Here is an 11332-nt window from a genome sequence, read left to right as displayed (position 1 = left end):
AAAATTTAAGCCAGTTTTAGTCGACAAGTACCACATGCCTGGGCAATTGATACTTTTGAAATAGTTGGCCCCTCTTTTGCCAACTCAACCATTTTTTGTACCGCTTCATTCGCACCGTACCGCTGAACAATTCCGTGAAACTCTTCAACATCATGCCCACGTAAATAATGCTTTGGTTCACCAGTTTGACGGCTTACCAGCATATTTCCATCTTCATCACACTTAACGCCGATGTGATAAAGTTCATGCTCAACCAGAGCGCAAAACTCCGCGTCTGTGCAATCAGCACAATGCTGGGCATCCAGCGTTATGAGATATTCAGGGACATGGCCAAACCAGTTACGCATTTGCAGCTCTTGTCTGGCCTTTTGCCAGCCACCGGCCCGAAACATTACTTTTTCACATTGGCCCAACACCAAGCTTTCGCCTTTAACGAATCCACCAGAGGCCCAAAGAACCTCGAAAAATGAGCCTTCAAACGCACTAATATGATCATGATCTTCGTTATAGAGTGCACCTTCCGGCTCAATGAATGTTTCCCAGATCCACTTTTTCACTTCCGGGGCCGGTTCAAACTCATAACCATCAAATTCAGGCTCAAGCCCTAAAATGTTCTCAGGTGGATAAGGGCGTTTTTGCATTCCATTTACTCGCTAGATCTGCACGGCGTTGTTTCAGCTCTTTTAAGTTTTTATTGGCCAAAAAAAATTGCTCATCAATGTGAGCAATTTCTTCATCTGTTTTGCCTTGTGTGATCACTGTTCCCCAGTGGTCCACTTGTTGTTTTGCTTCAATGATCTGTTTATCCAGATCCCAGAAGTTTTCTTTTCGCTCTTGCACTAACTCACCTATTCAAAAAGAAAAACCCCGCCAATATTTAGCGAGGTTTTGCACCTAAATGAAAAATTGTCCAACTCAATAATTCATGATGATCAACTCACCACCCGTTTTTTACCTACTTGAAACATCACCCGGGGTTTTCTTTTGGGCATAAAAAAAGCCCATCAAATTGATGAGCCTTTGTTCCCGTATGTAATCAATCTATAGTATGACCATACTAATAAAACTATACCCTAAATTTCAGAATTTTGAAAACTAATTCTTTGTCTTTAAAAACTAACTTTTACAGCTAAGCTTATAGATGAGGATTCGCTTATCTTCACATTAAAGCCCAACTTATTCAGTTTAGCGGCTATCTCAGTAATATTTTTTTGTGTTATAGATTTCCGTAAAAAGTTCAAATAGACCGGATTTACCCCTCTTTTTGATTTAAACTCAATCTCCTTAAGTATTTCTTCATACATTGCTTGAGCATCTGACATCTCTTTAATTAAATTAGCTTGAGCTTGTTTGCTATCAAAAATACCTGCCATCATTAGAACCTAAAAATTAAAAAATAATAAAAAACAAATTGATAGTACGTATACACACTTATCTATCTTAACCTCTTCTGCAATAGTAAAAAGCCTACCTTTAGAAAAGCTTAAATTCAGCCGGGTTTTTCGAAAATATTTATAGAATTTTAAGATACGTTTATAACTCGTTTTAAACTTACAGAATTTCATTTAACAAAGCACATCACTATTAACTTAGGTATTATTTGTTTTTAACTTTTATTCTACAAAGATAATAAAGCAATAAGTACAATATATGGAACTTGTAAAAATTAAAAGGCCCGCCATAAATGAATGGTGGGCCTTAGGTTCAACTTATTTTTAGCGCATAAAAAACAATTAAACCTATTGCTGATCGTCTGAGAGTGATGAGCTGAACAATGGTTTGAAGTTATCAAACTCATGCAACGTGCTCAACTCTGTGCTTGAAAATTACAACACATACCACACAAAGTCCCGGGCAAAACAAGCATGCTTAAATACCTTGGGCCTATTGAAGCTTAACTAAATAAATAGCATCTTAATTTTAAATTTTATAGGTTAAATTCAGCTGGAGTCATTTCGCCAATATATCCTAATGACACTATGTTATAGTCATATATGTCATAATTCGAATTACTTAACTTAAGTTCTTCGAGTGTTTGCTTTTCAATATCCTCAAGAATTTTTTTTGTAATATTTTTAAAAGAATAGGCTAATGTTCAGAATAAGTTTTTATTAAATCACCTTGGGACCGATCTTTATAAATTGCCGTAAACATAAAATAATATTTTTTATCAGTAATTGTCATCTAAATTTACCTTAAAGTTTAATTTTTTATAAGATAACATTTTAACCTAATTAATTACAGATTCAGGACAACAATGACAATTAAGTAACAAAAACAAAAAAAACTATCAAAAGTCGGGCTTTTTAGTGGTGTCTTCGTAAATGTTTTATTTCTAAAATACTAATATTTATACATGTGTGTATCTTACTTAATAATATATGAGGCTTCACGTAATTTTGGTTATTTTTTTTAAATATAATCTAAATTTCTTTAAAATCATAATAAGCTATCTCCGGCCTACAGAGGCAATAAAAAAATCTCCTAAAAAGAGATTTTACTTTAAGATATTTAATTTTTTAAAGCTAACTCAAAAGCTAACTTCTACAAATATTCGCTCACCAACTTGGTTTAACACTACCCCAAACCCTCTGTTCTTTAATTCTTTTACGACTTGAGAAAGAATCTCTTGATTCTCGGCTGTATCCTCATAACTTGATGAACTCATTCGGAATCTCATCCTTGAGGCTGATTCAGTGTTGGTAAGAATCTCTCTTAACATTCTTTCATAAGTATATTGGTTGCTTTCAACATTCTTACGTGCTTGTTCAGCATTAAAATTATTAAACACAGAGGGGCTCCAGAATTATTTTTGTTTAGTTTTAGACTTTATACAAGCAGCCTGTTGTTCATATGTTATAGAAGGTTCTAATTCATCAGCTAGTGGAAGCATACTTCTAAAACGTAAACATTCATTTGTGGTGCGCTCTTTTGTTGAGCCCTCCACTGCAGCACAGCCTAGGGAAAAACAAAAAAAGAAAACTAGAGGTAGTAACTTCATAATTCAGCCATCCATAATATTAAAATTAATAAAAAGCCCTATTAATAAGTAACTTAATAGGGCTTCCACAATAGCTAATTCAATTATTTGACGCTATTAAAACCGACTAAAAATTGACTGCAGTTCGATTCTTTAGATGCATCTTTTAGGATATCCGGCGATACTGCGAATCTTGATGCAACAGATGACATATCTTTCTTCATCTTAGTACCAGCCAATGCTCCTAATTCTCTAACTTGTTCAACAGTTAACAATTCTTTATCTACTGCCTCATTTGCAATCACACAAGCAGTTGAAATTGCGTCATATTTTGCAGCTGTTTTAGAATACCCAAAAGAACCAATCAAACCGCCAATAATTAGGCTAACGATCACTGCAAGAGTTACATGCATTTTATTCATAAAAAATTTCCGTGCAAAAAATTAAAAACCAATACACATACACATATATTGTATTTTTATAATCTAACACTCTTACATCCTTAACAAACTTAAAAATTGTGTTGATACTTTATAAGTCTTTGTGCCTTTAAGTAACTTTTGTTGCACACATTATCAACTTAATTTATATAGGCATAAGATTTATAAATAATGCTAAAAAAAGAATAAAAATTCCTGTTAGTCGCATGTAAGATATAAAAAAAGCAGCCTTTCGACTGCTATTCTTCATTGAAGTTTTGGATCACTCTGTAAGTGATTTCTGGAGTGGTTGCATCGATAACCTCTAATAATGCTCCCCCATATCCAATTCTTTGAGACTGACTTAGATCGTATTCAATACCCCTTTCAAATGCGATTCTTGCCATATTGTCTAAAGTTTTTCTATAGCTGATATTGATCTTATTTCCAACTTTTCCACTATAAATTAAAGCTTGTTCAAGCTTATTGTCTATTGCCATACTTATTGTTTCGATGATTGCATCATGCTCAGATGAACATGCTTTTACGTTAAGACCGGATTCAACACATAGTCTATTATGCTTATCGAGCATGACTGAAGTGAAAGGTTCAGAAAATTCATCCTTTTGTACCTGCCCACCATTTGGAATAATATTTTCAACTTGGAAGTATTGCCCTCTTCTGTCTTTCCCAGTTTTTAAATAATAACCCTTCGTTAACGTGTAACCATTAAAAAATTTGAAAGGTGAACGAACATATAAGGCTTCTCGATCTACATAAATAGCTTGTGTAAGTAATTTATCTCCGATATGCGCTTTCGCTGTTTCACCAATAGGAGGCTTACTAATAACTTTAGGAATTGCAACATAAGTCGATTTTGATGAAGTACAGCCAATCAAACCTATAAAACAAGATAAAACGATTATTTTTTTCAAAATAAGCCCCATCATAAATTCTTAAGGTTAAGGATCTTACTATTAAGACTGCAGTTGCTCAAATGCAACTACGGTTGCTCAGTCAACAACTTCTCTCTGACCCAATATTTACGCTCTAAGTGTGCTCTTTTTATACCGACTCATAATCTTCGAAATTTCAGCGACCTCATTTATTAAAGTGCGTTCAATTAACTTTTCATACTTTTTCCATGTGACTCGATAAGCATCTGAACCAATTTGATTTGAACTGATACCGGCATAATATAATCGGCCCCGCTCTGTAAAGTTTTTCTCTAACTCTGGATCTATCGCAAAATCTAAAACCATACGTGAAACCAACCAGGCTAGATGGTACATCGCAATTTTTTGCGGCTCCTTCTTCTTGTCTTTGAGGGCCCCTTCTACAAAAAGATTGGCCAGATGTTCCCTCACACAAATGTAATCCGCTTCCGAGTTACCATCAAAAATAATCAAACTGGCCAAGGATTTTGAAAACAATGAATCCATCACACCGACAACACCCAACCTGTCTTGCACATCAATGGGCTTTTCCAGACTAGTGCCCCGGACATTAGCGGCATCATAAGAAGGAGATTTAACGGTTAAATCTTGCTTGAACCACTCAAAAATAGGGAATTGTGTTGTGATAGAGCCCATATATAACTACCTCATACTTCCTTAACATCAATATCAAAAACGGTTTTCATTAAGTGTTTCTTATTGCGGTAACTGACCAGCTTTCTGGTGGCCAACGATTTCACATCCTCAACCACGTAATCAGCTTTATCTGGTGTTATTTCAAAATAAGTAAAATCCGCAAAATATCTTAGCGCCGGTTTCGCTCTTTTCTCCCCGGCAATCTTGACCTTCGGCGCCAGCTCAAACTTCGTGTGATGCTTCAGATCCGCAATCTCTCCACGCTGCTGCCGGGCTTTAAGCTCGATATACCACTTCAACTCTTTTTTGGAGTCGAACGTCATTCCATCTAATTCAATTTTCTGGGCATTGAACTTGTTTGAACTCGCTTTTTCTTTGAGTCGACCAGGATAGCGCTGCCGGTATTCATGAAGTGACATTGAGGTCATTTAAAAACACCGCCCTTTTTAAAATCTTTCTTTCTATGGCCAAATTCAATCTCGTCCGGTTCGGCTGGGCGAACGCAATATTCTGGCCAACGAAAACCGCCGTGTACTTCATACAAAATTGCACCGGCACTATTCTTTTGAATCGAAAATACTTGAAATAATTTGTCTATCCAGAAGCGCTCATTTAGAACGAAATAATCACCTTTTTCTAAATCGAATTTTTCAGAAATATGGTTTGTATTCATTGGCTAATCTCCTGCAACTTACTCATATCAACTTCGTCGAAATTGGCATAGTCGTCCCAAGTTTCTCTACTACTGTTCCAAATGAAGCAATTGGCAGGTGTTATGATCCAGTAATCATCATCTTCATCTATGTGAGTTGCACCGCAGTTCTTTGCACTTTTGCGATTTGCGTTCATTGGCTTTGCTCCTCATTCTCTAACATTAAGAGAGCCTTCAAATCCTCTGTATAAGCTGGTATCACTAAATCTTTTCCGATTTTCTTTTCTATGTATGCAGCGATGTCATAGGCATTAGTAAAAGGCACCTTCTCCCACTTTGAATCAATTAGTTGGAGCATTAATCTGGAATCAAGGCAGAATTTAAAAAATCCTATTCCCATCCCTTTTGGGCCTGTTTCGTCTGGGTAAAGTAATGCCACCGAGTGCCCCCCTGGGGTACTTACCAACTGTTCAGTTAGGCCATGATCTTTTATCAATTGAAGCGCGTCACCTTTGTAAATAATTTTCATCGCCCTTCTCCGTCAAGATTTGCCACTGGACGCTGCTCTCTTGGGGCTCTACGGCTCATGCAGCGCTACTCCCGTGTTCATTACTAATGTTTATCAGGTATTCAGCCCACTCTTTAAGATTCTCAGGTTCTTTAAGCATTGGCTCTAATCGCTTGGCTAATTGCTCATAACTTTCGTTACCTACGGAATATTTAGCGAACTCCGGTAACCTGGATAACTTGCTTGCAAAGAATCGAATTTGTTTGTCTGTCAACGTCCCCTTGGATTTAGCCGGTTGCTTCTGGAACGTTTGAGATGAGTTTTTCAGACGATCCTGTTTTACTTTTGCTTCAAGTAACCAGTTTGCAAAGTGATAAATCATGAGTTCATCACACATGCTCTTTTCAGCATTGAACAATTCAAACGCTCTTAGCTCACGGTTGAACCAAGTTGATGAGATGATTTCATTCGTATCAATCTCAGGATTTGCTTGAGCAATTTCCAAACTCAATTTTTTTGAACAAAGCCAATGGTTTTTATTTATAGATTCTATTGGGAGATTCCTTGATAGGTTCTGTACCCCAAAATTGGGGGAGGTCGCCCCCCCAATTTTGGGTGAAGTACCTATACCGTTTTTGGTACCTATACCGTTTTTGGGTGGAGTAGCCCCACCGTTTTTGGGTGAGGTTAACGCTTCATCTTCCCTTCCCATTACTCCAATAAGTTGATAAACCTTTACCCCATTTCCTTTAATTTTACCTGTCCACTTAATAAGAGATTTTCCCTCTAACTCATCAAGTACTTTGCCTATTGTTTTAACATTTGCATGCGTATCTTTAGCCATACGTTTTTGGCTTGGAAAACATGTATGGTCTTCTCCTGCTCGGTCAGCTAATGCCAATAGAACCAATCTCTGCATTGAAGAATCCACATTTGCCTTCCATGCCCAAATAGTTGCGTCAATACTCATGCAGCCGCCCCTTCGTAAATAAATGGGTTATTAGCACGAGCAATTGCGGCCATTGGATATGGTGAAACGCTGTTACCGCACATGTGGACTTGATCTGTTTTGGTCAATAACTTTCCATCATGCCCATATTCAATGATGTAAGAATCTGGGAAACCTTGCCCTCTATAAAGCTCACGCGGCTTTAACATGCGAATGCAAATATCGACAATTACCCATGGTTCTCCCTTAATCCAGACCGTCACCAGTGCAAGCCGGTCTTTTGTGGTAATAGTGTCCAGTGGTGCAGCAATATCCCGGGCATCTCCATTGCCATAAAAATTGACAAAAAAGGCTGCTACTTTTAATGCTCCCTCAAGGTTTTCCTGACTTAGTTGAGCAGTGATAAGTTGTTGTTGACTACCAGTATTGGTAATTGTTGAAAGTGGGTCCAATAGATCACGGCCATCAGTTGTATTAAAACCACCGTTCGCCTGCATCATATAAGCTGAAACAAGATTTCGACTTGAACCTGAGGCTGTAATTGTTCCAAGCGGATTAAGGATATCATCACAGCCAGCGCTCCAACGTGGGTTCTCTGGAGTACCTTCACCATGTCCGGCATGAATTAAATATGGAGAAACTACAGCATGATGACCGCCCTTCACTTGTGCGCAGATCGTTGTTAGAGGCTGATCTACTGACCAATTCCTTTGCTGTGAAGCATTTGCAAACTCGGTTAAATACGGCGCTAAAATAGGGCTTACCAACGAACTATGACCACCGTAGCCCGCCGTAGTTGTAGCCAATGGCTCTCTAATGTCATGGCCAAAGCTTGTACGGAAATCTCGACCAATATATGACGCTGCAGAATTCACCAAAAATGGATTATCAGAATCAATAACAAACTTTTTTAGACCACGGGCTATTCGTTTCAATGTCGCATCTGCCAATGGTTTTGGGCGATCAAAAATAGACTTTCCTAAATCAGAAAAATCAATTACCTCTGCAGCGGCACGCCATGTCGGATTTTTCTTTGTGGCCTTGGTAACTTTGGATTTTTTTACATGGGTCGGTTCTGGCCAGATAATTGGATTACCATCACAACGAGCAACTACAAACAAACGTTCGCGTGTTGTCGGTGCACCATAATCAGCGGCACATATAACTTTCCATTCAACTACATAGCCAAGATTTTCCAAACTTCTAACAAAATGGCGCCAAGATTTTCCCTTTTTCTTTAAATTTGGTACCAAGAACTGATTGTGTCTAGGCACACGTTCACCAGGCTCTGCAACGCGGTACTGTTTCTTACCATTCACTTCAATTCTATCGAGCGTGATAACTCGACCGGTTGCCTTGTCCTTCTTTGCGACCAGTGGGCACCAATTTAAGATTTGCTTTACGTTTTCAAGACTGATCACATCCGGGCGAACTTTACCGGCCACTTTAAGAACAACCCAGGAAAGATCTCGGATCTCCTTCTTCCGTGGTTGACCACCTGCAGCTTGTGAGTGATGTGTACAGTCTGGGCTTGCATGAAACCAGCCAACCGGATAACCAGCACAGATTTCCACTGGATCAACAGCAAATACATCATTGATGTAATGTTTAGCATGAGGGTGATTTGCTTCATGCATTGATAGGGCTTTCGGATTGTGGTTTACAGCTGCAAAGACACTGCGATTTAATCCCATCTCTAATCCGGTTGACGCTCCACCACCGCCTGCAAAGAAGTCAACAATAATTTTCTGTTTGAAATTCAGCGCATATTGCGTTTTAAACCGAGTTGAGCAATCTACAAAACTTGACATCTTGCTTAAACCTCTTCCGGGAATTTAATAAATCTTCCAAAACAGAAAATTTTTCCAGATCGATTTAAGCTCGCAATCAACTCACCAGCTGCTTGAATAGACATTCGGTGATCAGATACCAATGCTTCAATTAATTCACTATTCATGACAGCAGCATTCTTAACATCACCGTTGACTTTTCTTAAATTATTTTCACGGACTAGAATCAATCGGCCTAAAGCATTTAGACCGGGGGTATGCATTGATGAGATGTAAGCTTTAAAACGAACAATTGCTGCTTCTCTCGAAGCAACAAAATCACGATTGTTTGAGCCGTAATGATTTGATATATTTGACATGTTCAATGATCTCGCTGATTAATGAATGAAATAAAAGCTTTAGTTGTTCCAGCAACTAAGGCTTTTTTTTATACAAGTCTGGTCGAAGTTGAAATCGAGAAATAAGCTTCTGAAGTGATTCAAGGTCAAGTACCCTCTCTGCTGGGCATCTAAATTTTTTCCATTTCTGTACCGCCTGAGGGGTAAGAGGCTTTTCAGGGTTATTAGCAGTAATTTTTCTTGAGACTAAAGAAGCCCCGCCCGCTGCATCTATTGCAAGGGCAGCTGCTTCACAAGGTTTTAATTGACTCATATCTGTAACCTACAATTTAAACTACAACTATAAGTTACAACCATATCTATTTTTTTTCAACTTAAATTTGCAGTGCAGTTGAAACCAAAAGTTGTAATAATAAGGAAATTACAAATTTCAGCGTACAGGCAATTAAAATGTCAAACGAACAAAATAAATTAGGGGATCGAGTTGCTTTACTACGTAACAAGATGGAGATTAGTCAATCAGAATTAGCACGCAGAATTGGTAAACAGCCCCAAACTATCCAGAAAATCGAAAAAGGCGGTAACGCGAGAGGAGCAACCCTCGAAGCTTTAGCGAAAGTGCTAAATACTTCAAAAACCTATCTTTTAGTTGGCGATAGTGCGACACAAATTGACGTCACCCATACAGACCCGTCTGCATTAAAGTATGGTTTACTTGTAGAATGGCGTCACATTGGTCTCACTATTGATGAGATTAGAAATAGGAATTTAGTGTTAGATAATATCGCCTTAATTCAAGATAACTTGGATGGAGATATTGTCTGTGCAGTAATTGAAGACGGTGACTGGATGAATTTATTAGACAACACAATTGCCTATGTAAAAAGAGACATTGAACTTAATGATGTTAAACATGACTCTTTAATAGTCCTTAATGTTAACGATAAATGCATTATTCGTAAGTTAGTTATAGATGGGGATAAAAAGATTGCTATCTCTACAAATAAAAACTTGCCTAAAAGTGAGTATGAGGTAACGGCTGAGAATTTTATCGGTGTGGTTAAAGGGTTATATATGTCAGTTTAATTCAGTTACAACTTTTAAGAACGCTTTATGCGTTCTTTTTTTTTGAACACCTACAACTTAAAGTTGTAATATTTTAAAATTGAGCCTTGATTTTTGTAACCTTTAGTTGTAACTTATAGTTGTAGCTTGAAATATAGCATAAAAAAAGCCCCGGAATCTTGGCGGATCGACGGGGCTTCTTACAAACAACGAGGCAATTATGGAACAGAATCCAGCTTTAGACAACCCGGTCTTTAACTTCAAAAAAGCATTAGGCTCAATTGTAGCCATTTCAACTTTGGCAGTAAGTGTAACTGCACTATCGATTTTAGATAATGAGTATCTATTAAATCCCCCTGCTGAGCTTTATGGCAATTCTCAGTCTGCTTATGCACTTATCGACGTAAAAATCACTTCAACTGATGCGGGTAATGCCATCATCAATCTGAATGGCCAACGTGTATATGTCACTTTTGATTTTGACCGTGTACCAGATTACAACGGTGTGCTGGGTGGTGACACCACAGCAATCGATATCAAAGAATTAAAAGAGATTCGTGTTATAGATCGCCACGGCAAAGAAGTACGCGATAACACAACTTTTGATGATCATAGAAATATGATTTCAATCATTACCGCACACGTATATGCAAACCATATGGCTGAGGTGTGATCATGAGCAAATCAGCAAATAATTCTTTCAGCGCATACATGGGCAAACATGACGGATCTTATTTGGTTCGTCTGGGCAGCAAGATTTACTCAGCAAAACTAAGCCTTAATTTCACCCCCGATTTTGATAATGATTTCGCGGGCGGCGCTCAAGAACTGCCATTTAACTGGTATTCAGTCCGTGTTCAAGATAATCCGCATTCGGACTTTCGCCCGGTAACAACCGAGGAGCTTTCCAGAGATTGGTTTAAGCCCGCATTCAAACGAATCGTTAATTACCAGCGTACATTAGAGCGCTCGGCCCGTAACAGCCAAATATCACGTTATAGCGCAAATCAGCGTATTGCTTATAAGAACGGTCGATAAG

The 11332-nt window shown here is 38.1% G+C and carries 19 protein-coding genes; 3 read left to right on the top strand and 16 right to left on the bottom strand.

Annotated elements, in window-relative coordinates; translation table 11 throughout:
- Positions 1 to 5: 5 nt before the first annotated feature.
- The 16 genes from OC23_RS01000 to OC23_RS00930 form a co-directional block, all read right to left on the bottom strand.
- Positions 6 to 641 (bottom strand): putative metallopeptidase, encoded by a 636-nt coding sequence (locus OC23_RS01000; RefSeq protein WP_038342148.1) that lies wholly within the window; start codon positions 639 to 641, stop codon positions 6 to 8.
- On the bottom strand, positions 616 to 840 hold the full coding sequence (locus tag OC23_RS00995) for a hypothetical protein (protein WP_038342146.1): 225 nt from the start codon (positions 838 to 840) through the stop codon (positions 616 to 618). Before OC23_RS00995 ends, OC23_RS01000 begins: the two co-directional genes overlap by 26 nt.
- 269 nt (positions 841 to 1109) lie before the next feature.
- Positions 1110 to 1376, bottom strand: coding sequence for a hypothetical protein (locus OC23_RS00990; protein ID WP_152607784.1), 267 nt, complete (start codon positions 1374 to 1376; stop codon positions 1110 to 1112).
- Positions 1377 to 2530: 1154 nt separating this feature from the next.
- Entirely contained in the window at positions 2531 to 2791 is a 261-nt protein-coding gene (locus tag OC23_RS00985) for a hypothetical protein (RefSeq protein WP_038342142.1), read from the bottom strand.
- Between the two features lie 15 nt (positions 2792 to 2806).
- Positions 2807 to 3001, bottom strand: coding sequence for a hypothetical protein (locus OC23_RS18960; RefSeq protein ID WP_152607783.1), 195 nt, complete (start codon positions 2999 to 3001; stop codon positions 2807 to 2809).
- A gap of 83 nt (positions 3002 to 3084) precedes the next feature.
- The gene (locus OC23_RS00980) at positions 3085 to 3402 is read right to left on the bottom strand and encodes a hypothetical protein (RefSeq protein ID WP_038342140.1); all 318 of its coding nucleotides are present in this window, start codon (positions 3400 to 3402) and stop codon (positions 3085 to 3087) included.
- Positions 3403 to 3659: 257 nt separating this feature from the next.
- Positions 3660 to 4349: a hypothetical protein gene (locus tag OC23_RS00975; protein WP_227505524.1), complete on the bottom strand. Its 690-nt coding sequence runs from the start codon at positions 4347 to 4349 to the stop codon at positions 3660 to 3662.
- Positions 4350 to 4442: 93 nt separating this feature from the next.
- Entirely contained in the window at positions 4443 to 4991 is a 549-nt protein-coding gene (locus tag OC23_RS00970) for a hypothetical protein (protein WP_038342138.1), read from the bottom strand.
- Between the two features lie 11 nt (positions 4992 to 5002).
- The gene (locus OC23_RS00965; protein ID WP_038342137.1) at positions 5003 to 5419 is read right to left on the bottom strand and encodes a DUF1064 domain-containing protein; all 417 of its coding nucleotides are present in this window, start codon (positions 5417 to 5419) and stop codon (positions 5003 to 5005) included.
- Positions 5416 to 5664, bottom strand: coding sequence for a hypothetical protein (locus OC23_RS00960; RefSeq protein WP_038342135.1), 249 nt, complete (start codon positions 5662 to 5664; stop codon positions 5416 to 5418). The genes OC23_RS00965 and OC23_RS00960 overlap by 4 nt, the downstream gene beginning before the upstream one ends.
- A complete protein-coding gene (locus OC23_RS00955; RefSeq protein WP_038342134.1) occupies positions 5661 to 5840 on the bottom strand; it encodes a hypothetical protein in 180 nt (59 codons plus the stop codon). Before OC23_RS00955 ends, OC23_RS00960 begins: the two co-directional genes overlap by 4 nt.
- Entirely contained in the window at positions 5837 to 6172 is a 336-nt protein-coding gene (locus tag OC23_RS00950) for a hypothetical protein (RefSeq protein ID WP_038342133.1), read from the bottom strand. Before OC23_RS00950 ends, OC23_RS00955 begins: the two co-directional genes overlap by 4 nt.
- Positions 6173 to 6227: 55 nt before the next feature.
- Positions 6228 to 7121: a helix-turn-helix domain-containing protein gene (locus OC23_RS00945; RefSeq protein ID WP_038342132.1), complete on the bottom strand. Its 894-nt coding sequence runs from the start codon at positions 7119 to 7121 to the stop codon at positions 6228 to 6230.
- A complete protein-coding gene (locus OC23_RS00940) occupies positions 7118 to 8911 on the bottom strand; it encodes a DNA cytosine methyltransferase (RefSeq protein ID WP_038342131.1) in 1794 nt (597 codons plus the stop codon). Before OC23_RS00940 ends, OC23_RS00945 begins: the two co-directional genes overlap by 4 nt.
- Before the next feature lie 5 nt (positions 8912 to 8916).
- The gene (locus OC23_RS00935; protein WP_152607782.1) at positions 8917 to 9249 is read right to left on the bottom strand and encodes a hypothetical protein; all 333 of its coding nucleotides are present in this window, start codon (positions 9247 to 9249) and stop codon (positions 8917 to 8919) included.
- 55 nt (positions 9250 to 9304) lie between these two features.
- A complete protein-coding gene (locus OC23_RS00930) occupies positions 9305 to 9541 on the bottom strand; it encodes a YdaS family helix-turn-helix protein (protein WP_038342130.1) in 237 nt (78 codons plus the stop codon).
- Between the two features lie 137 nt (positions 9542 to 9678).
- Here OC23_RS00930 and OC23_RS18525 point away from each other — a divergent pair, with 137 nt between their 5' ends.
- The 3 genes from OC23_RS18525 (at position 9679) to OC23_RS00915 (ending at position 11331) form a co-directional block, all read left to right on the top strand.
- On the top strand, positions 9679 to 10314 hold the full coding sequence (locus OC23_RS18525; protein WP_052209119.1) for a helix-turn-helix domain-containing protein: 636 nt from the start codon (positions 9679 to 9681) through the stop codon (positions 10312 to 10314).
- Positions 10315 to 10513: 199 nt separating this feature from the next.
- Entirely contained in the window at positions 10514 to 10966 is a 453-nt protein-coding gene (locus OC23_RS00920; protein ID WP_038342129.1) for a hypothetical protein, read from the top strand.
- A 2-nt stretch (positions 10967 to 10968) separates the two neighbouring features.
- Positions 10969 to 11331 carry a hypothetical protein gene (locus tag OC23_RS00915; protein ID WP_038342128.1) on the top strand — a complete coding sequence of 121 codons (363 nt, stop codon included), beginning with the start codon at positions 10969 to 10971 and terminating at the stop codon, positions 11329 to 11331.
- Position 11332 lies beyond the last annotated feature (1 nt).

Source organism: Acinetobacter sp. A47 (genome assembly GCF_000805455.1).
In the GTDB taxonomy this organism is placed as follows: Bacteria; Pseudomonadota; Gammaproteobacteria; order Pseudomonadales; family Moraxellaceae; genus Acinetobacter.
Note: the sequence above shows the minus strand (reverse complement) of the source record. Positions and strands in the feature narration are given on the sequence as shown.